19 protein-coding genes and 1 tRNA gene are annotated in these 19,393 nt (G+C 40.6%); 15 read left to right on the top strand and 5 right to left on the bottom strand.

What is annotated here, in order from left to right; genetic code table 11:
- The first annotated feature begins 41 nt into the window (after positions 1-41).
- The 5 genes from EAL44_RS01320 to tlpC all read left to right on the top strand — a co-directional run bounded on the left by EAL44_RS01320 (position 42) and on the right by tlpC (position 4,883).
- Complete coding sequence (locus EAL44_RS01320; RefSeq protein ID WP_121073855.1) at positions 42-1,394, top strand: FAD-dependent oxidoreductase; 1,353 nt, start codon at positions 42-44, stop codon at positions 1,392-1,394.
- Positions 1,395-1,400: 6 nt separating this feature from the next.
- Complete coding sequence (locus EAL44_RS01315; RefSeq protein ID WP_001178796.1) at positions 1,401-1,589, top strand: DUF5408 family protein; 189 nt, start codon at positions 1,401-1,403, stop codon at positions 1,587-1,589.
- A 294-nt stretch (positions 1,590-1,883) separates the two neighbouring features.
- Complete coding sequence (rplM, locus tag EAL44_RS01310; RefSeq protein ID WP_000167671.1) at positions 1,884-2,309, top strand: 50S ribosomal protein L13; 426 nt, start codon at positions 1,884-1,886, stop codon at positions 2,307-2,309.
- Positions 2,306-2,695: a 30S ribosomal protein S9 gene (gene rpsI / locus EAL44_RS01305; protein WP_001227269.1), complete on the top strand. Its 390-nt coding sequence runs from the start codon at positions 2,306-2,308 to the stop codon at positions 2,693-2,695. The genes rplM and rpsI overlap by 4 nt, the downstream gene beginning before the upstream one ends.
- A 166-nt stretch (positions 2,696-2,861) precedes the next feature.
- The gene (tlpC, locus tag EAL44_RS01300) at positions 2,862-4,883 is read left to right on the top strand and encodes a methyl-accepting chemotaxis protein TlpC (RefSeq protein WP_121073852.1); all 2,022 of its coding nucleotides are present in this window, start codon (positions 2,862-2,864) and stop codon (positions 4,881-4,883) included.
- A 388-nt stretch (positions 4,884-5,271) separates the two neighbouring features.
- Here the strand turns inward: tlpC and EAL44_RS01295 are convergent, their stop codons facing one another.
- The 5 genes from EAL44_RS01295 to rpsT all read right to left on the bottom strand — a co-directional run bounded on the left by EAL44_RS01295 (position 5,272) and on the right by rpsT (position 11,162).
- Positions 5,272-7,023 carry a dentin sialophosphopreproprotein gene (locus EAL44_RS01295; RefSeq protein WP_121073849.1) on the bottom strand — a complete coding sequence of 584 codons (1,752 nt, stop codon included), beginning with the start codon at positions 7,021-7,023 and terminating at the stop codon, positions 5,272-5,274.
- Positions 7,024-7,268: 245 nt separating this feature from the next.
- Positions 7,269-9,041: an outer membrane beta-barrel protein gene (locus EAL44_RS01290; protein WP_121073846.1), complete on the bottom strand. Its 1,773-nt coding sequence runs from the start codon at positions 9,039-9,041 to the stop codon at positions 7,269-7,271.
- Positions 9,042-9,051: 10 nt separating this feature from the next.
- Positions 9,052-9,309 (bottom strand): hypothetical protein, encoded by a 258-nt coding sequence (locus EAL44_RS01285; RefSeq protein ID WP_121073843.1) that lies wholly within the window; start codon positions 9,307-9,309, stop codon positions 9,052-9,054.
- Positions 9,310-9,710: 401 nt separating this feature from the next.
- On the bottom strand, positions 9,711-10,769 hold the full coding sequence (prfA, locus tag EAL44_RS01275; RefSeq protein WP_121073840.1) for a peptide chain release factor 1: 1,059 nt from the start codon (positions 10,767-10,769) through the stop codon (positions 9,711-9,713).
- Between the two features lie 123 nt (positions 10,770-10,892).
- On the bottom strand, positions 10,893-11,162 hold the full coding sequence (gene rpsT, locus EAL44_RS01270) for a 30S ribosomal protein S20 (protein WP_001273619.1): 270 nt from the start codon (positions 11,160-11,162) through the stop codon (positions 10,893-10,895).
- Between the two features lie 89 nt (positions 11,163-11,251).
- Between rpsT and glmM the strand changes: the two genes are divergently transcribed.
- The 10 genes from glmM (at position 11,252) to EAL44_RS01220 (ending at position 19,336) form a co-directional block, all read left to right on the top strand.
- Positions 11,252-12,589, top strand: coding sequence for a phosphoglucosamine mutase (glmM, locus tag EAL44_RS01265; protein WP_121073837.1), 1,338 nt, complete (start codon positions 11,252-11,254; stop codon positions 12,587-12,589).
- Positions 12,583-13,056, top strand: coding sequence for a signal peptidase II (lspA, locus tag EAL44_RS01260; RefSeq protein WP_121073833.1), 474 nt, complete (start codon positions 12,583-12,585; stop codon positions 13,054-13,056). The genes glmM and lspA overlap by 7 nt, the downstream gene beginning before the upstream one ends.
- Positions 13,057-13,074: 18 nt before the next feature.
- A tRNA-Val gene (locus EAL44_RS01255) sits at positions 13,075-13,150 on the top strand.
- 248 nt (positions 13,151-13,398) lie between these two features.
- Positions 13,399-14,115 carry an urease subunit alpha gene (gene ureA, locus EAL44_RS01250; protein WP_120877511.1) on the top strand — a complete coding sequence of 239 codons (717 nt, stop codon included), beginning with the start codon at positions 13,399-13,401 and terminating at the stop codon, positions 14,113-14,115.
- A 3-nt stretch (positions 14,116-14,118) separates the two neighbouring features.
- The gene (gene ureB, locus EAL44_RS01245; protein WP_000724295.1) at positions 14,119-15,828 is read left to right on the top strand and encodes an urease subunit beta; all 1,710 of its coding nucleotides are present in this window, start codon (positions 14,119-14,121) and stop codon (positions 15,826-15,828) included.
- Positions 15,829-16,021: 193 nt separating this feature from the next.
- A complete protein-coding gene (gene ureI, locus EAL44_RS01240) occupies positions 16,022-16,609 on the top strand; it encodes an acid-activated urea channel protein UreI (RefSeq protein WP_000901274.1) in 588 nt (195 codons plus the stop codon).
- 1 nt (position 16,610) lies between these two features.
- Positions 16,611-17,123, top strand: a complete 513-nt coding sequence (ureE, locus tag EAL44_RS01235) for an urease accessory protein UreE (RefSeq protein WP_121073830.1) — start codon at positions 16,611-16,613, stop codon at positions 17,121-17,123.
- A 23-nt stretch (positions 17,124-17,146) separates the two neighbouring features.
- Complete coding sequence (locus EAL44_RS01230; RefSeq protein ID WP_121073827.1) at positions 17,147-17,911, top strand: urease accessory protein UreF; 765 nt, start codon at positions 17,147-17,149, stop codon at positions 17,909-17,911.
- Between the two features lie 28 nt (positions 17,912-17,939).
- Positions 17,940-18,539: an urease accessory protein UreG gene (gene ureG, locus EAL44_RS01225; RefSeq protein ID WP_000238762.1), complete on the top strand. Its 600-nt coding sequence runs from the start codon at positions 17,940-17,942 to the stop codon at positions 18,537-18,539.
- On the top strand, positions 18,539-19,336 hold the full coding sequence (locus tag EAL44_RS01220; RefSeq protein ID WP_121073824.1) for an urease accessory protein UreD: 798 nt from the start codon (positions 18,539-18,541) through the stop codon (positions 19,334-19,336). Before ureG ends, EAL44_RS01220 begins: the two co-directional genes overlap by 1 nt.
- Positions 19,337-19,393: the final 57 nt, after the last annotated feature.

Here is a 19,393-nt window from a genome sequence, read left to right as displayed (position 1 = left end):
ATGATTACGATTTATCAATTTAAAACATTTGGAGAAAGACAATGAGTATGGAATTTGATGCCGTTATTATTGGAGGTGGGGTTTCAGGGTGCGCGACCTTTTATACTTTAAGCGAATACAGCTCTTTAAAACGCGTGGCTATCGTGGAAAAATGCTCTAAATTAGCTCAAATCAGCTCCAGCGCTAAGGCTAATTCACAAACTATTCATGATGGCTCTATTGAAACGAATTACACTCCTGAAAAAGCTAAAAAAGTGCGTTTGAGCGCTTATAAAACCAGACAATACGCGCTCAATAAAGGCTTGCAAAATGAAGTGATTTTTGAAACCCAAAAAATGGCTATAGGCGTGGGCGATGAAGAATGCGAGTTCATGAAAAAACGCTACGAATCCTTTAAAGAAATCTTTGTGGGACTAGAAGAATTTGACAAACAAAAGATTAAAGAATTAGAGCCTAATGTGATTTTAGGGGCCAATGGCATAGACAGGCATGAAAACATTGTCGGGCATGGTTATCAAAAAGATTGGAGCACCATGAATTTTGCGAAGTTGAGCGAAAACTTCGTTGAAGAAGCTTTAAAATTAAGGCCTAACAACCAGGTGTTTTTGAATTTCAAAGTGAAAAAGATTGAAAAACGCAACGACACTTATGCGCTCATTTCAGAAGACGCTGAGGAAGTGTATGCTAAATTCGTGCTAGTCAATGCCGGCTCTTACGCTTTGCCTTTGGCTCAGAGCATGGGCTATGGCCTGGATTTAGGGTGCTTGCCTGTGGCGGGTAGCTTTTATTTTGTGCCGGATCTATTAAGGGGTAAGGTTTATACCGTTCAAAACCCTAAACTCCCTTTTGCAGCCGTGCATGGCGACCCTGATGCGGTCATTAAAGGAAAAACACGAATCGGGCCTACCGCTTTAACGATGCCTAAATTAGAGCGCAACAAATGCTGGCTTAAGGGCATTAGCTTGGAATTGTTGAAAATGGATTTGAATAAAGATGTGTTTAAGATAGCGTTTGATTTGATGAGCGATAAAGAAATCCGTAATTACGTGTTTAAAAACATGGTTTTTGAATTGCCCATTATCGGTAAAAGGAAATTTTTAAAAGACGCTCAAAAAATCATCCCCTCTCTTTGCCTAGAAGATTTAGAATACGCTCATGGTTTTGGCGAAGTGCGTCCGCAAGTTTTAGACAGAACCAAGCAAAAGCTAGAATTAGGCGAAAAAAAGATTTGCACCCATAAAGGCATCACTTTTAACATGACTCCCTCTCCAGGCGCGACGAGTTGCTTGCAAAATGCCCTTGTGGATTCCCAAGAAATCGCTGCGTATTTGGGCGAGAGCTTTGAATTAGAACGCTTTTATAAAGATTTATCCCCAGAAGAATTGGAAAATTAAAAACGCATGCAAAACGAACAAGAAGCCCGAGAAATCGCTAAAAAAGCCGTTCAAATCGTGTTTTTTTTAGGGATTGTGGTGGTGCTTTTGATGATGATAAACCTTTACATGCTCATCAATCAAATCAACGCAAGCGCTAAAATGAGCCAACAAATCAAAAAGATAGAAGAAAGGCTTAACCAAGAGCAAAAATAAAAAAGGCTTTTTGGTATTTTTAGGATCAAAATAGTAAAGAGCTTATTTTTAATCAAGCGGTAATTTTTTAAGCGGTCTTCTTGGGTTAGGGGGTCTTTAGTTGGGGGTTGTAGCGGAGGGTTATTGTAAAATACCCCCCTATCCCCTTAAGGAAATGAGTTTGACCATAAAATCAAAAGCAGTCAAACAAATTTTTTAAAAACCTTATTTTTAAACTTTAAACTTTCCTTAAATTCAGCAATATTTAAGCTTATTTCCTTATAATGGTTGCTTTAATTTTATCAAAGGATTCTTATGACAAAGACTGCTAAAGTCAATGACATCGTTCGTGATTGGGTCGTTTTAGACGCTAAAGACAAAGTTTTTGGCCGCCTGATCACTGAAATCGCTGTGCTTTTAAGAGGCAAACACCGCCCTTTTTACACCCCTAATGTGGATTGTGGGGATTTTGTGGTGGTTATCAACGCCAATAAGGTTAAATTTTCAGGCATGAAATTAGAGGATAAAGAGTATTTTACCCATTCAGGCTATTTTGGCAGCACCAAGAGCAAGACTCTCCAAGAAATGCTAGAAAAAGCCCCTGAAAAGCTCTACCACTTAGCCGTTAGGGGCATGCTCCCTAAAACGAAATTAGGGAAAGCGATGATTAAAAAACTCAAAGTTTATCGTGATGATAAGCACCCTCACACCGCACAAACTAGCAAAAAGGACGCTAAATGAGAAAAATCTATGCTACCGGTAAAAGAAAAACCGCTATCGCTAAAGTGTGGCTCACTCCGGGTAAAGGCGAATTGAGTATCAATGAGCAGAGTCTGAATCAATGGTTAGGCGGGCATGAAGCCATTAAAATGAAGGTCATGCAACCCCTACTTTTAACCAAACAAGAGCAATCTGTGGATATTAAAGCGGTGGTTTTTGGTGGGGGCTACTCAGCGCAAGCGGAAGCCTTAAGGCATGGCATTTCTAAGGCTTTGAACGCTTATGATATTGCTTTTAGAGCCATTTTAAAACCTAAGGGCTTGCTCACTAGGGATTCAAGGGTGGTTGAACGCAAAAAATATGGTAAAAGAAAGGCCAGAAGAAGCCCGCAATTCTCTAAAAGGTAATTTTTATTTCTTTTTCTCTCCTTTGGGGGAGTTTTGGGGGGCTTTGGGGGGCTTTGACTCTCTTTTATTCTACTTTTTGTCCTCTCTTGTTTTATTAAAATTTCAAAATTCAAAATTAATGTATAATAATCATTCTCTATCAATTCGTTTTAAAAGGGCAAAGGGAATGAAATCTACAAGAATTGGTTCTAAAATCGTCATGATGGTGTGTGCGGTCGTTATTATCATTAGCGCTGTTATGGGTGCTATTATCAACTACAAGGTTGAAAGCGTGTTGCAACACCAGGCCACGGAATTACTGCAAAAAGAAGCCCGACTGACTAGTTTTAAGATTCAAAACATCATGAAGCGCATTTTTATTGGCGCTAACACCCTTGAAAAATTCTTAAGCGATGAAAATAGCGCTATCAACGACACCCTAAAAAGGCGCATGCTCTCTGAGTTTTTGTTGGCAAACCCCCATGTGTTATTGATTAGCGCGATTTATACGAATAATAATGAACGAGTTATCACTGCCATGAACATCAATTCAAAAATCGCTTACCCTAATACCACGCTTAATGAAAACATGATCAATCAAATCCATTCGCTCAAAAGTATAACCCATTCAGATCCCTATTATAAAGAGGTTAATGGCGATAAAATCTATGGCATGGATATTACCCTCCCCCTAACGGGTAAAAATCAAAATGTGATAGGCGCACTGAATCTCTTTTTAAACATTGACGCTTTTTATACCGATGTGGTAGGCAAGAAAAAGAGCAACACCTTTTTAATGGGGAAAGACGGCAGGCTTTTAATCAACCCTAATCGTGAGATCCAAGATAAGATCTTAAGCGCTATCAATCCGGACAAACGAGTCGCTAAAGCTGTGGCGTATTACAATCAAAACGAAGCGGGCACTTTGAGCTACCATTCATTGAGCGGGAATACAGAAACCTTTTTAGCCATACAGCCCTTTGATTTTTTTGAAGGAAAAGAAAATAATGGCAATCATTGGCGTTGGGCGATTGGGAAATACATTAACAAATCTCTAGTCTTTCAAGAAGCGACAAACACCAAATACATTATCATCACCACTTTGATTGTGGGCGTGCTGGTGTTAGCCCTTTTAGTCTTTATCATCATTTCTAGCCTCATAACCAAACGCATCAGTAGGGTCAATAACACCCTAAATGATTTTTTCAACTTGCTCAATAACCCCAAAAATAACCATGCCATAAGCCTAACGCCCCCAAGCGCTTATGATGAAATCGGGCAAATGCAAGCTTCCATCAATGAAAACATTCTTAAAACCCAAGAAAACATTCAAGCCGATAGTAAAGCCATTCAAAACAGCATTGAAGTGGCTAATTTTGTGGAAAGTGGGGATTTCACGCAAGAAATCGCATGCGTGCCTAAAAACAAAGATTTGCAAGCTTTAAGAAACACGATTAATAGCATTATCCAGTATTTCCGCAACCAAATTGGCGCCAATATTGAAGCCCTAAATAACGCCCTAGAGCATTATAAAAACCTGGATTTCACCCACCATATCCAAGATCCTAAAGCCAACATGGAAAAAGCACTCAACACTTTAGGGCAAGAAATTTCTAGCATGCTTAAAGCTTCTTTAGGGTTTGCGAACGCGCTCAATCATGAATCCAAAGACTTAAAAACTTGCGTGGATAACTTAACCAAAACCGCCCACAAACAAGAAAGAAGCTTGAAAAACACCACTCAATCCTTAGAAGAAATCACTAATATTATTACAACGATTGATTCTAAAAGCCAAGAGATGATCTCTCAAGGCGAAGACATTAAAAGCGTGGTGGATATGATTAGAGACATCGCTGATCAAACCAATCTATTAGCCCTAAACGCTGCTATTGAAGCCGCAAGGGCCGGCGAGCATGGCAGAGGCTTTGCGGTGGTGGCTGATGAAGTGAGGAAGCTCGCTGAAAGGACGCAAAAATCCCTCAGCGAAATTGAAGCCAATATCAATATTTTAGTTCAAAGCATCGCCGATAACGCTGAGTCTATCAAAATGCAAAACAAGGGCGTAGAAAACATCCACAACTCCATTAACGCTTTGCAACAAGATGTGCAGGATAATTTGACTATCGCTAACCATTCTTTACAAGTCAGCGCAAAAATTGATGGGATCTCCCAAGACATTTTAGAAGATGTGAGCAAGAAGAAATTTTGATTTCTGCTTTTAATTTTGAGCGTCTAAAATGTGGAACCGCCCCCTTTTTCTAAAGCAAGGGGTTTTTTTAACTAAAGCACCCTAACGAACGCTAATGCGAAAGACTCTTTAAAGTCTGCATGGGCATTTCTTACCCTAAAAAGACTAGAGGTATTTTGTTAGCTTGAATATAGCCTAATGGCTATGCACTTACATCTTGCACCCTAAAGGACGGAGTTTTTTGCGCTAGTTTGATGATAAAAAGCTTTGGTTGGATTTTAAAAAGCGTTCTTAAAGGGAGTTAGTTGGGGGTTAAAGGGGTATTTATCGCCAAAGTATCCCCCTTAAAAGAATTATAAATAAAAATATTAAGTTTTGGCTATCACTCTTTGATATTGGGGGGTTAATCTCAATTCCCCATATCGCCACCCATATCCCCCATGTCCCCCATATCGCCACCCATGTCGTCGTTCATGTCCCCCATATCGCCCATGTCATCGTTGCTATTACCCATGTCGTCGTTCATGTCGTTCGCATTGTTCAAATCATCACCCATGTCGTTGCTATTACCCATGTCGTCATTAGCGTTACCCGTATCATCGTTGCCGTTGTTCATGTTGCTCATATCATCGGTGTTACCGGTGTCAGTGTTGCCGGTATCGGTGTTGTTCATATCGCCGGTATTGTTGCCACTAGCATCTTTATCATCAGTGGGGGTGTCGTTTGCGTTGCCGGTGTCAGTGGTGTTAGTGTGATCATCGTTGTGATCATCGTTAGTGGTGCTGTTAGGGTTTATGAGCGCGTTACCCCCTTGATCTTTACTGTCATTCGCATGGGTGTTGTCCATGTTGTTGGTAGGCGTTTGTTGCGCAGGTTGTTGTATAGGGTTATTGATCGCATCATTCAAATCGTCTCTATCATCGCCATCAATTTTCAAACTCCCGTCTAAATAGTTCCCTACCACATCGCTGCTATGGCTTAATTGTTGCACGCTGTCTAAGGCTTTATCCACTTGGGCTTGCTGCTCGCTTGAAAGCCCTTTTTGATCTTTTAAGTCATTGTCTAGTTGGTTGAGATTGTTGTCTAATTTGTCCCTCACTTCCATAGCTTTATCAACAACCGAATCGATCTTACTAGGACTCGCCCCGTCTTGCTTCATTTCTTTGATTTGCCCCACTAAATGGTTAAGCTCTTTAGCCTGAGAAGTGATCGCATCCACGCTTTTAGTGGGCATGGCTTTAGTGTGGAAGAGCGAATTGTCTTTGAGCATGTGGCTGTTGTCTAAATTGACTAAGGCGCTATTCAAGCGGTTGGTTTGAATATCCTTGCTGAATTTAGGATCACGATAAAAGCTCATGAGATTTGCTTGTTGTAAGGATTTATCGTCTTTATCGTCTCTGTCATCATCAGTAGGCGTATCAAGCTGGTTAATGGAAGCGTCATGGTCTAAAATCTCTTCTTGATCGAGTGCATACATGTAATTTTCTAACATCAAGTAATCTTGAACTTGCATCATGAAAAACATGTTAGGGTAGAACCCATACATGCCATCATAAAAGTCATAAAAATCATACATGCCCATGCCATACATTCCATACATACCCATTCCATACATTCCATACATGCCATAATAAGGGCTATAGTAAGAGTTGTAATAGTTGTTGCTCCTGTAATAAGGGCTTTGAGCCTTTTCATTCTCTTGTTGTTTTTTAAGATACGCCCCCACCACGCTCAAATCAGCGAGCATTTTTTGAGCCGTTTTTTGATCTTTTAAAGAAATGCCTAAGGGGATATAAATACCGGTGCGGTAACTATAAAAAGAATCCCTAGCGATGATTTTAAGGCAGTATTTCAAATTCTTTTGCAATTTTAGGGCTTGCCTCAAACGCACATGCGCTCTAAAATTCCCCAAGATGCCAGAGTTAAAACGCATTTTTTCCACTAACGCGCTGAATTTTTTCGCATCGCCATTAGCCGCATTGATATAGTTTAAAGCAGTAGCTCCCCACTCTTCAGTGCTGCTTTTATAACCCCCAAAATTCACTATTTTTGGCGTTAATTCCCCTTTTAATTGCGAATCTTTTAAATCAAACAACGCCCTATTCACGCTGATAGCGTTCAAACTGAGTGTCATTATAAAAAGTATTTTTATAGCTTTCATTGATAACCTTAAAAAATATCTCTTGCGAGCATTATAGACTATTTTTAGAAATCAAAATGACTTTTGAAAACAAGCCAAAGTAAAAAATCAAATCCCAAAACAAAAGGTTCTGTTTTAAACGCTTCTTTAGTTTTAAAAAATTTTCTTAAACAAAAACCTAACCCCCCCAACACAACAAAACAAACACCGCAAAAAAAAAAGAAACCAACAGAGAGAAAACCCTCTGTTGAAAAGAAGAAAAAGGCTTAGAAGTTGATCATGTAGTTAAAATAGATAGAGAAATTCCTTTTATAGAACACATCTACTGATCCATCTACGCCCCTTTCTTTATAGAATTGGTTGGTGAATAAAGGCAATTTAAGGCCCACTTCAATCCCGCTGTGTTTAGAAAAATTGCTCCTAAAACCAAATTCAACAGGCATTTGGAAATAGCTCGTGTTCATGCTCGCTGAACAGCCTGCGGTGTTGTTGCAAATGTGCATTTGAGATTTTAAGTAGCTCTCTCCTTGAACGATAAACGAATCCCCTCCTAACCCAAAGCCTAAGAACAACCCTGCTGTGTTATAGCCCTCTTTACTTTCATAGAAGTTATAGAGCGCATCAAAGCCCACGCCATAAGTGAAGTTATTCACTTGAGACGCGCCCTCCATGATTCCAAGCTGGCTCCCCACAAAGCTTAAATTCGCATGGTTATAGCTGTAATATCCATAAGATCTAAAGCCAAAGCGTTTGGTTTTGCCAAAGAACCACTTATACCCTGCCATCGCATCTACCCCATACATTTGCCCGTAATTATTGGTGTTAATCACGCTTGGCGTGTAGGTTGCTTGGGCTTGAGCGACAGCGGTTTGAATGTTTTTATGCACGCTCATGAAAGCGTCTTTTTGAGCCATTAGATTGGTTTTTAGCGCGTTTAAGAAATTGATGGCATCTGTCGTTGTCGTTGCGCTATTACTAGCAGTTGCAAGCACAACGGCTTGCGTTTTTTGCGTATCAGCTGTAACAAGATCAGCCAAAGCCATATCCACTTGATTGATAGCTTTATCTAACGCGCCCACAACCGCATTAGAGCCGTTTGTCAATTGCCCAATCGTCGCGCTAGAAGAATCCAAATAGCCTTTTAAAGTGTTTTGAGCGCTTTCTAATGCGCTAAACGCGCTGCTTAGCCCTTGAGCGTTAGGAATCACACTGCCTAAACTAGGATTACCGCTTAAAAGAGTGCTGATCGTTGCGGTTTGTTTAGACATGGTTTCTACCCCACTTAAAGTGGTGTTCATTGCGCTCACGCTCACGCTCTTAAAATTATTAACCATAGTGGTATCTTTAACTAGCTGGCTTGCCACAGCACTCCCACTAGCGCTTGGTGTGCCACTTGTTTCATCTTTTTTAGCTGGTGGGGTTGTTGAACTTGGTGTGCCACTTGAAGCGGTGTGTTTTGGTTCCTCTTTAGTTGGTGGGGTTGGTGGTGTCTGATCTTTTAGTGCTGTTTTTAAAGCATCTTGATCGTTAGTGAGTTGATTTTCAGCCTTTTGTAAATTTGATTCAGCGGTTTGCTCTGCTTTTTGATCGTTTGTGAAAGTGGTTTCATTAAAATCTGTAGCCTTAGCGTCGTTTTCAACTTGAGTTACAGCGTTTTTTAAAGTTTTTTCATCGTTTTGAACGGCTGTGTTATCGGTTTCTACTTTTTTAGCCGCATCAGCTACAGTAGTGTCAGAGCTGTTTGTATAAGTTTCATCAGTTGTGGCGGTTTGGCTGTCATTAGCAGCGGTGTTCTCCAGTGTTGTCGCTTCTTGGCTGTCGCTTGAAGCGGTGTTTTGGGCTTGAGTTTGGGCTTGTTGTTGCGTTGGTGAATCGCTTGTTAATTTACTATCCTTATCCTTTTCAGCATAATTACCAAAAACATGCGATGGTTTTTGCAATGCTGCGTAAGTTTCTAAATCGCTAGCATTCATGCTCCCTAAAAGCACGCTACTCGTTGCCAAAGAGACAAATCCTAATTTTTTGAATGACTTTTTCATGACTTCCCCCTTATTTTTTCATCCAGCTTGTGCTTGGATTGACTTTAGTGTCCGGTTTGGAAGTGCTTTGCGTTTGAGAGGTTGGGGCTGTTTGATTGTTGCCAAACATTGAAGTGTCTATCGGGGTGTTATTGTTAGCGCCTGGGGTGCGGGTGGTGTTTTGGTTTTCTAAATTAGAATATTGAAACCCCCCTCCTAAAAACGCGCCGCTTTTTTCTGCCATAGACACACTAAAGGCTAATGCCATACCTAAAAAAACTTTTTTCATTTAAAACTCCTTAATGTGAGAAATCCTTAAGGATTTCTTTTTTTATTGCATTCATGCTATGGCGCAAAAATATAGGGGGTCATCAAAATTTTAGAGTTGTCTTCATACATTCGCTTCTACAGAATACAATTCGCTTTTACAAATATTAAGCTTTGGGGTTATATCACAAAAAAGTGAATTTTTGTTAAGAATGGGGTAAATAAATCGTTTTATTTTTTAAAAGTTAATTTATATATATATATATAGAATTTAAAATTATATTTATAGCTAGATTTTATGGAAGCTTTTACTCTGTTTTGGTGGGGCGAAAATTTAGAGCTTTTAGGGTTTTTGGTCGTAATGGGTGGCTATCTTAAAAAATGCTGTTTTATCGCTTTTGTTTTATCGTTTTAGTAATGGTCTTATTCAAACTGGCTTTGAGCATGAGCGATTAAAGGGTTGATCACTTCATCTAAATTCCCTGAAAGCATGATTTCTTCTAAACTATACAGAGTTAAATTGATTCTATGTTCGCTCAAGCGGTTTTGCGGGTAATTATAAGTGCGGATCCTTTCACTCCTATCCCCACTGCCCACTTGTTCCTTTCGGTCTTTAGCGTTAGCGAGCTGTTGCTCTTCAATTTGTTTTTCGTAAAGGCGCGCTTTTAAGATTTTTAGGGCTTTATCCTTGTTTTTATGCTGGGATTTTTCATCTTGCATGCTCACGCTGATATTGGTGGGGAGATGCGTGATGCGAACGGCGGAGTCTGTAGTGTTGACGCATTGCCCCCCATGCCCGCCAGCGCGAAACACTTCAATCTTTAAATCGCTAGGGTTGATAGAAACTTCCACATCATCCACTTCAGGCATGATCGCTACTGTGATAGCGGAAGTGTGGATTCGCCCTTGAGATTCTGTTTCAGGGACTCTTTGGACTCGATGCGTGCCTGCTTCAAATTTGAGCCTTGAATACACGCCCTTGCCCTTAATCAAAGCGATGATTTCTTTATAGCCCCCTACGCTGTTTTCGCTAGAGCTCACTATCTCTACTTTCCATTTTTTCAAATCCGCATAACGGCAATACGCCTTAAACAAATCCCCTACAAAAATACCCGCTTCATCGCCCCCTGTGCCGGCCCTTAACTCTAAATAGATGTTTTTATCATCGTTAGGGTCTTTGGGGATAAGGAGTTGCTTAATGGCAGTTTCTAGCTCGCTTTTTTTAATTTCTAAAATTTTTAACTCTTCTTTGGCCAGTTCGCTCAATTCCTTGTCTTCTAAAAGCTCCTTATTCTCTTTGATATTTTCTAAAACGCTCAAATACTCTTTACTCGCTATGGAGATTTCTTCAATGGAGCTTTGCTCTTTGCTCAATTCGGTGAGTTTTTTAATATCGCTAATCACTTCAGCGCTAGAAAGCAACGCTGTGAGTTCGTCGTATCGTTTGAGAATGGAAGAAAGCTTTTCAGCTAGAATAGACATGCCAAACTACCTATAAAAAGATGTGAATGAAAAATACAACAATCTAAAAAATGCTAAAACTTAAAAAGAAGCCCAATAATAAAAACCCATTACTGAGCTTAAAGAAGTTAAAACGCCCTAAAACTAAGCGAGAGCGATTTTTTTCACTGAAGCGTTAAGCCTTGAGACTTTCCTAGAAGCGGTGTTTTTCTTTAAAATCCCTTTGCTGACAAATTTATGCAACTCTTTGTTAGCGATTTTCAAACGCTCTTGAGCTTTTGTTACATCATTGACAGCGACCGCTTCACGCACGGCCTTAATGATATTTTTAATTTTAGTTTTATAGAACCTGTTGCGTTCGGTTCTTTTAATGGTCTGTCTGATTCGCTTTTCTGCGGACTTATGATTTGCCATAGCCTTGTTTTAATCCCTTTGTAATGTAAAATTTGGCATAATTCTACCTAAAAATTGATTAAAAATAGTTTAAAAGGTATTTTATAACGATGAAAATTTTTGGGACTGATGGCGTGAGGGGTAAAGCAGGGGTGAAACTCACCCCCATGTTTGTGATGCGTTTAGGCATTGCTGCCGGATTGTATTTTAAAAAACATTCTCAAACGAATAAAATTCTAATCGGTAAAGACACCAGAAAAAGCGGCTATATGGTAGAAAACGCTTTAGTGAGCGCTCTCACTTCCATAGGCTATAATGTGATCCAAATAGGGCCTATGCCTACCCCTGCGATTGCGTTTTTAACCGAAGATATGCGCTGTGATGCGGGTATTATGATAAGCGCGAGCCACAACCCTTTTGAAGACAATGGCATTAAGTTTTTCAATTCTTATGGTTATAAACTTAAAGAAGAAGAAGAAAAGGCGATTGAAGAAATCTTTCATGATGAAGAATTACTGCATTCTAGCTATAAAGTGGGCGAAAGCGTCGGTAGCGCTAAAAGGATAGACGATGTCATAGGGCGCTATATCGTGCATTTAAAACACTCTTTCCCCAAACATTTGAATTTACAGAATTTAAGGATCGTGCTAGATACCGCTAATGGCGCGGCTTATAAGGTGGCTCCGGTCGTTTTTAGCGAGCTTGGGGCTGATGTGTTAGTGATTAATGATGAGCCTAACGGGTGTAACATTAATGAGCAATGCGGGGCTTTACACCCTAACCAATTGAGCCAGGAAGTGAAAAAATACCGCGCGGATCTGGGCTTTGCTTTTGATGGCGATGCCGATAGGCTAGTGGTGGTGGATAATTTAGGGAATATCGTGCATGGGGATAAGCTTTTAGGGGTGTTAGGGGTTTATCAAAAATCTAAAAACGCCCTTTCTTCTCAAGCAATTGTCGCTACAAACATGAGCAATCTAGCCCTTAAAGAATACTTGAAATCCCAAGATTTAGAATTGAAGCATTGCGCGATTGGGGATAAGTTTGTGAGCGAATGCATGCAATTGAATAAAGCCAATTTTGGAGGCGAGCAAAGCGGGCATATCATTTTTAGCGATTACGCTAAAACCGGCGATGGCTTGGTGTGTGCTTTGCAAGTGAGCGCGTTAGTGTTAGAAAGCAAGCTTGTAAGCTCTGTTGCGTTAAACCCCTTTGAATTATACCCCCAAAGCCTAGCGAATTTGAACATCCAAAAAAAACTCCCTTTAGAAAGCCTGAAAGGTTATAGCGCTCTTTTAAAAGAGTTAGACCAACTAGAGATCCGCCATTTGATCCGTTATAGCGGCACTGAAAACAAATTACGAATCCTTTTAGAAGCCAAAGATGAAAAATTGCTCGAATTGAAAATGCAAGAATTAAAAGAGTTTTTTGAAGGGCATTTGTGCTAAACACCACCCCACAAAGCCTGTTGGTTTTTATAGGGGTTTTTTTTCTTATCTTTGGCGTGGATCAAGCGATTAAATACGCTATTTTAGAGGGGTTTCGCTATGAAAGTTTGGTTATAGATATTGTTTTAGTATTCAATAAAGGCGTGGCGTTTTCCTTGCTCAGTTTTTTAGAGGGGGGTTTAAAATACTTGCAAATCCTTTTGATTTTAGGGCTTTTTATTTTTTTAATGCGCCAAAAGGAGCTTTTTAAAAGCCATGCGATAGAGTTTGGCATGGTGTTTGGCGCTGGGGTTTCTAATGTTTTGGATCGGTTTGTGCATGGGGGCGTGGTGGATTATGTGTATTATCATTATGGGTTTGATTTTGCCATTTTTAACTTCGCTGATGTCATGATAGATGTGGGCGTGGGCGTTTTATTGTTAAGACAATTCTTTTTTAAGCAAAAACAAAACAAAATTAAGGCATAATTTCCTTTTTTAAATAAAGGTCGCGTAGCTCAGTTGGTAGAGCACTACCTTGACATGGTAGTGGCCGCTGGTTCAAGTCCAGTCGTGGCCACCATTATTACTCCAATTTTAATTCTCATTTTTTTGCGGGTTTTTGATTTTTATAAATTCTAAAGGGGTATTAAACGCGCTCCCAATAACGCTTTTATAGCGTTTCAAAACTGTAACACTAATTCATTTTAAATAATAATTAGTTAATGAACGCTTTTGTTAATCTTAGTAAATCAAAACATTGCTACAATTACTCCAACCTTGATTGCGTTATGTCTTCAAGGAAAAACACTTTAAGAATAGGAGAATGAGATGAAACTCACCCCAAAAGAGTTAGATAAGTTGATGCTCCACTACGCTGGAGAATTAGCTAGGAAACGCAAAGAAAAAGGCATTAAACTTAACTATGTAGAAGCAGTAGCTTTGATTAGTGCCCATATTATGGAAGAAGCGAGAGCTGGTAAAAAAAGTGCGGCTGAATTGATGCAAGAAGGGCGCACTCTTTTAAAACCGGATGATGTGATGGATGGTGTGGCGAGCATGATCCATGAAGTGGGTATTGAAGCGATGTTCCCTGATGGGACCAAACTCGTAACCGTGCATACCCCTATTGAGGCTAATGGTAAATTAGTGCCTGGTGAGTTATTCTTAAAAAATGAAGACATCACTATCAACGAAGGCAAAAAAGCCGTTAGCGTGAAAGTTAAAAATGTTGGCGACAGACCGGTTCAAATCGGCTCACACTTCCATTTCTTTGAAGTGAATAGATGCTTAGACTTTGACAGAGAAAAAACTTTCGGTAAACGCTTAGACATTGCGAGCGGGACAGCGGTAAGATTTGAACCTGGCGAAGAAAAATCCGTGGAATTGATTGACATTGGCGGTAACAGAAGAATCTTTGGATTTAACGCATTGGTTGATAGGCAAGCAGACAACGAAAGCAAAAAAATTGCTTTACACAGAGCTAAAGAGCGTGGTTTTCATGGTGCTAAAAGCGATGACCACTATGTAAAAACAATTAAGGAGTAAGAAATGAAAAAGATTAGCAGAAAAGAATATGTTTCTATGTATGGCCCTACTACAGGCGATAAAGTGAGATTGGGCGATACAGATTTGATCGCTGAAGTAGAACATGACTACACCATTTATGGCGAAGAGCTTAAATTCGGTGGCGGTAAAACCCTAAGAGAAGGCATGAGCCAATCCAACAACCCCAGCAAAGAAGAACTGGATTTAATCATCACTAACGCTTTAATCGTGGATTACACCGGTATTTATAAAGCGGATATTGGTATTAAAGACGGCAAAATCGCTGGCATTGGTAAAGGCGGTAACAAAGACATGCAAGATGGCGTTAAAAACAATCTTAGCGTGGGTCCTGCTACTGAAGCGCTAGCCGGTGAAGGCTTAATCGTAACGGCTGGTGGTATTGACACACACATCCACTTCATTTCACCCCAACAAATCCCTACAGCTTTTGCAAGCGGTGTAACAACCATGATTGGTGGCGGAACCGGTCCTGCTGATGGCACTAACGCAACCACTATCACTCCAGGTAGAAGAAATTTGAAATGGATGCTCAGAGCGGCTGAAGAATATTCTATGAACTTAGGTTTCTTGGCTAAAGGTAACGCTTCTAACGATGCGAGCTTAGCTGATCAAATTGAAGCCGGTGCGATTGGCTTTAAAATCCACGAAGACTGGGGAACCACTCCTTCTGCAATCAATCATGCGTTAGATGTTGCGGACAAATACGATGTGCAAGTCGCTATCCACACAGACACTTTGAATGAAGCTGGTTGTGTAGAAGACACTATGGCAGCTATCGCCGGACGCACTATGCACACTTTCCACACTGAAGGCGCTGGCGGCGGACACGCTCCTGATATTATTAAAGTGGCCGGTGAACATAACATCCTACCCGCTTCCACTAACCCCACTATCCCTTTCACCGTGAATACAGAAGCCGAACACATGGACATGCTCATGGTGTGCCACCACTTGGATAAAAGCATTAAAGAAGATGTCCAGTTCGCTGATTCAAGGATTCGCCCTCAAACCATTGCGGCTGAAGACACTTTGCATGACATGGGGATTTTCTCCATCACCAGTTCTGACTCTCAAGCGATGGGCCGTGTGGGTGAAGTTATCACTAGAACTTGGCAAACAGCTGACAAAAACAAAAAAGAATTTGGCCGCTTGAAAGAAGAAAAAGGCGATAACGACAACTTCAGGATCAAACGCTACTTGTCTAAATACACCATTAACCCAGCGATCGCTCATGGGATTAGCGAGTATGTCGGTTCAGTAGAAGTGGGCAAAGTGGCTGACTTGGTATTGTGGAGTCCAGCGTTCTTTGGCGTGAAACCCAACATGATCATCAAAGGCGGATTCATTGCGTTAAGTCAAATGGGCGATGCGAACGCTTCTATCCCTACCCCACAACCGGTTTATTACAGAGAAATGTTCGCCCACCATGGTAAAGCTAAATACGATGCAAACATCACTTTTGTGTCTCAAGCGGCTTATGACAAAGGCATTAAAGAAGAATTAGGGCTTGAAAGACAAGTGTTGCCGGTAAAAAATTGCAGAAACATCACCAAAAAAGACATGCAATTCAACGACACTACCGCTCACATTGAAGTCAATCCTGAAACTTACCATGTGTTCGTGGATGGCAAAGAAGTAACTTCTAAACCAGCCAATAAAGTGAGCTTGGCGCAACTCTTTAGCATTTTCTAGGATTTTTGGGAGCAACGCTCCTTAATCCTTATTTTTAAGCTCTCTGACTTTTATTATTTATTAAAAGTTAGGGGCTTATTTTTTTGTTTTATTTTTTGTCAATTTACTATTTTTCTTTATGATTAGCTCAAGCAACAAAAGTTATTCGTAAGGTGCGTTTGTTGTAAAAATTTTTGTTTGGAAGGAAAAGGCAATGCTAGGACTTGTATTGTTATATGTTGGGATTGTTTTAATCAGCAACGGGATTTGCGGATTAACCAAAGTCGATCCTAAAAGCACTGCGGTGATGAACTTTTTTGTGGGCGGACTTTCCATTGTTTGTAATGTGGTGGTCATCACTTATTCTGCGCTCCACCCTACAGCCCCTGTAGAAGGTGCAGAAGATATTGTTCAAGTATCGCACCATTTGACTAGTTTCTATGGGCCAGCTACTGGGTTATTGTTTGGTTTTACCTACTTGTATGCGGCTATCAACCACACTTTTGGTTTAGATTGGAGGCCGTATTCTTGGTATAGCTTGTTCGTAGCGATCAACACTGTTCCTGCTGCGATTTTATCCCACTATAGCGATATGCTTGATGACCACAAAGTGTTAGGCATCACTGAAGGCGATTGGTGGGCGATCATATGGTTGGCTTGGGGTGTTTTGTGGCTTACCGCTTTCATTGAAAACATCTTGAAAATCCCTTTAGGGAAATTCACTCCATGGCTTGCTATCATTGAGGGTATTTTAACCGCTTGGATCCCTGCTTGGTTACTCTTTATCCAACACTGGGTGTGAGATGATCATAGAGCGTTTAGTTGGCAATCTAAGGGATTTAAACCCCTTGGATTTCAATGTGGATTATGTGGATTTAGAATGGTTTGAAACGAGGAAAAAGATCGCTCGTTTTAAAACCAGGCAAGGCAAAGACATAGCCATACGCCTTAAAGACGCTCCCAAGTTGGGTCTCTCTCAAGGGGATATTTTATTTAAAGAAGAGAAGGAAATTATCGCCGTTAATATCTTGGATTCTGAAGTCATTCACATCCAAGCCAAGAGCGTGGCCGAAGTAGCGAAAATATGCTACGAAATAGGAAATCGCCATGCGACTTTATACTATGGTGAGTCTCAATTTGAATTTAAAACACCATTTGAAAAGCCCACGCTAGCGTTATTAGAAAAGCTAGGGGTTCAAAATCGTGTTTTAAGTTCAAAACTGGATTCCAAAGAACGCTTGACCGTGAGCATGCCCCATAGTGAGCCTAATTTTAAGGTCTCACTAGCGAGCGATTTTAAAGTGGTCGTAAAATAGAAAAGAAATAGAAAAATAACAGAATGGATAAAGGAAAGAGCGTGAAAAGCACTAAAAAAAGCGTGGGTACGCCCCCAAAAACCCCAAAGACAGACAGCAATACTCATGTGGATAACGAATTTCTGATCTTGCAAGTCAATGATGCGGTGTTCCCTATTGGCTCTTACACGCATTCTTTTGGGCTAGAAACTTACATCCAGCAAAAAAAGGTTACCAATAAAGAAAGCGCTTTAGAGTATTTAAAAGCCAATCTTTCTAGCCAGTTCCTTTATACGGAAATGCTGAGCTTGAAACTCACCTATGAAAGCACCCTCCAACAGGATTTAAAAAAAATCTTAGGGGTTGAAGAAGTTATTAGGCTATCCACAAGCCCCATGGAATTACGATTAGCCAATCAAAAGCTAGGCAATCGTTTCATTAAAACCTTACAAGCCATGAACGAATTAGACATGGGCGCATTTTTTAACGCTTACGCTCAACAAACCAAAGATCCCACCCACGCCACTAGCTATGGCGTTTTTGCGGCGAGTTTGGGTATTGAACTGAAAAAGGCTTTAAGGCATTATCTTTATGCGCAAACTTCTAACATGGTAATTAACTGCGTTAAAAGCGTCCCCTTATCCCAAAATGATGGGCAAAAAATCTTATTGAGCTTGCAAAACCCTTTTAACCGGCTCATAGAAAAAACCCTAGAACTAGACGAAAGCCACCTGTGCGCGGCAAGCGTTCAAAACGACATTAAGGCGATGCAACATGAGAGTTTATACTCGCGCCTTTATATGTCTTGAATTTTAATCTCAAATTGAAAGGAATTTTATGGTAAAAATTGGAGTTTGTGGTCCTGTAGGAAGCGGTAAAACCGCCTTGATTGAAGCTTTAACGCGCCACATGTCAAAGGATTACGACATGGCGGTTATCACTAATGATATTTACACTAAAGAAGACGCAGAGTTTATGTGTAAAAATTCGGTGATGCCACGAGAGAGGATTATTGGCGTAGAAACGGGGGGCTGTCCGCACACCGCCATTAGAGAAGACGCTTCCATGAATTTAGAAGCGGTAGAAGAAATGCATGGCCGTTTCCCTAATTTGGAATTGCTTTTGATTGAAAGCGGAGGCGACAACCTTTCAGCGACTTTCAACCCAGAGCTAGCAGATTTTACGATTTTTGTGATTGATGTGGCTGAGGGCGATAAAATCCCTAGGAAAGGCGGGCCAGGAATCACGCGCTCAGACTTGCTTGTCATCAATAAAATTGACTTAGCCCCCTATGTGGGAGCGGACTTGAAAGTCATGGAAAGGGATTCTAAAAAAATGCGCGGCGAAAAGCCCTTTATTTTTACGAATATCCGCGCTAAAGAAGGCCTAGATGATGTGATCGCATGGATTAAGCGCAACGCTTTATTGGAAGATTGATGAACACTTACGCTCAAGAATCCAAGCTCAGGTTAAAAACCAAAATAGGGGCTGATGGGCGGTGCGTGATTGAAGACAATTTTTTCACGCCCCCCTTTAAGCTCATGGCGCCCTTTTACCCTAAAGACGATTTAGCTGAAATCATGCTTTTAGCGGTAAGCCCTGGCTTAATGAAAGGCGATGCGCAAGACATGCAATTACACATCGGTCAAAATTGCAAGTTAAGGATCACTTCGCAATCCTTTGAGAAAATCCATAACACTGAAGACGGGTTTGCCAGCAGAGACATGCATATCGTTGTGGGGGAAAACGCCTTTTTAGACTTCGCGCCTTTCCCGTTAATCCCCTTTGAAAACGCGCATTTTAAAGGCAATACCACGATTTCTCTACACTCTAGCTCCCAATTGCTTTATAGTGAAATCATTGTCGCCGGGCGAGTGGCTCGTAATGAGTTGTTCCAATTCAACCGCTTGCACACCAAAATCTCTATCTTACAAGATGAGAAACCTATCTATTATGATAATACGATTTTAGATCCCAAAACCACCAACATGAGTAACATGTGCATGTTTGATGGCTATACGCATTATTTGAATCTGGTGCTTGTCAATTGCCCCATAGAGCTGTCTGGTGCGCGAGCATTGGTTGAAGAGAGCGAAGGAGTGGATGGAGCCGTGAGCGAGATTGCTAGTTCTCATTTATGCCTAAAAGCTTTAGCGAAAGGCTCAGAACCCTTGTTGCATTTAAGGGAAAAAATCGCTCGCTTCATCACGCAAACGATTACGCCAAAGGTTTAAAAGCGCTTCAAAAAGATTAAATTCCTTTAGTCTTTTTAACCCCCCTTTTTTTAACTC

Source organism: Helicobacter pylori (genome assembly GCF_003637685.1).
In the GTDB taxonomy this organism is placed as follows: Bacteria; Campylobacterota; Campylobacteria; order Campylobacterales; family Helicobacteraceae; genus Helicobacter; species Helicobacter pylori_CJ.
The sequence above is the reverse complement of the archived record's forward strand: the minus strand, read 5'-3'. Positions and strand labels throughout refer to the sequence as shown.

What these genes read in the sequence shown, in the direction of transcription:
- EAL44_RS01320 (WP_121073855.1), top strand. Translation starts at nt 42, where the DNA reads ATGAGTATGGAATTTGATGCCGTTATTATTGGAGGTGGGGTTTCAGGG.
- EAL44_RS01315 (WP_001178796.1), top strand. Translation starts at nt 1,401, where the DNA reads ATGCAAAACGAACAAGAAGCCCGAGAAATCGCTAAAAAAGCCGTTCAA.
- rplM (WP_000167671.1), top strand. Translation starts at nt 1,884, where the DNA reads ATGACAAAGACTGCTAAAGTCAATGACATCGTTCGTGATTGGGTCGTT.
- rpsI (WP_001227269.1), top strand. Translation starts at nt 2,306, where the DNA reads ATGAGAAAAATCTATGCTACCGGTAAAAGAAAAACCGCTATCGCTAAA.
- tlpC (WP_121073852.1), top strand. Translation starts at nt 2,862, where the DNA reads ATGAAATCTACAAGAATTGGTTCTAAAATCGTCATGATGGTGTGTGCG.
- EAL44_RS01295 (WP_121073849.1), bottom strand. Translation starts at nt 7,023, where the DNA reads ATGAAAGCTATAAAAATACTTTTTATAATGACACTCAGTTTGAACGCT.
- EAL44_RS01290 (WP_121073846.1), bottom strand. Translation starts at nt 9,041, where the DNA reads ATGAAAAAGTCATTCAAAAAATTAGGATTTGTCTCTTTGGCAACGAGT.
- EAL44_RS01285 (WP_121073843.1), bottom strand. Translation starts at nt 9,309, where the DNA reads ATGAAAAAAGTTTTTTTAGGTATGGCATTAGCCTTTAGTGTGTCTATG.
- prfA (WP_121073840.1), bottom strand. Translation starts at nt 10,769, where the DNA reads ATGTCTATTCTAGCTGAAAAGCTTTCTTCCATTCTCAAACGATACGAC.
- rpsT (WP_001273619.1), bottom strand. Translation starts at nt 11,162, where the DNA reads ATGGCAAATCATAAGTCCGCAGAAAAGCGAATCAGACAGACCATTAAA.
- glmM (WP_121073837.1), top strand. Translation starts at nt 11,252, where the DNA reads ATGAAAATTTTTGGGACTGATGGCGTGAGGGGTAAAGCAGGGGTGAAA.
- ureA (WP_120877511.1), top strand. Translation starts at nt 13,399, where the DNA reads ATGAAACTCACCCCAAAAGAGTTAGATAAGTTGATGCTCCACTACGCT.
- ureB (WP_000724295.1), top strand. Translation starts at nt 14,119, where the DNA reads ATGAAAAAGATTAGCAGAAAAGAATATGTTTCTATGTATGGCCCTACT.
- ureI (WP_000901274.1), top strand. Translation starts at nt 16,022, where the DNA reads ATGCTAGGACTTGTATTGTTATATGTTGGGATTGTTTTAATCAGCAAC.
- ureE (WP_121073830.1), top strand. Translation starts at nt 16,611, where the DNA reads ATGATCATAGAGCGTTTAGTTGGCAATCTAAGGGATTTAAACCCCTTG.
- EAL44_RS01230 (WP_121073827.1), top strand. Translation starts at nt 17,147, where the DNA reads ATGGATAAAGGAAAGAGCGTGAAAAGCACTAAAAAAAGCGTGGGTACG.
- ureG (WP_000238762.1), top strand. Translation starts at nt 17,940, where the DNA reads ATGGTAAAAATTGGAGTTTGTGGTCCTGTAGGAAGCGGTAAAACCGCC.
- EAL44_RS01220 (WP_121073824.1), top strand. Translation starts at nt 18,539, where the DNA reads ATGAACACTTACGCTCAAGAATCCAAGCTCAGGTTAAAAACCAAAATA.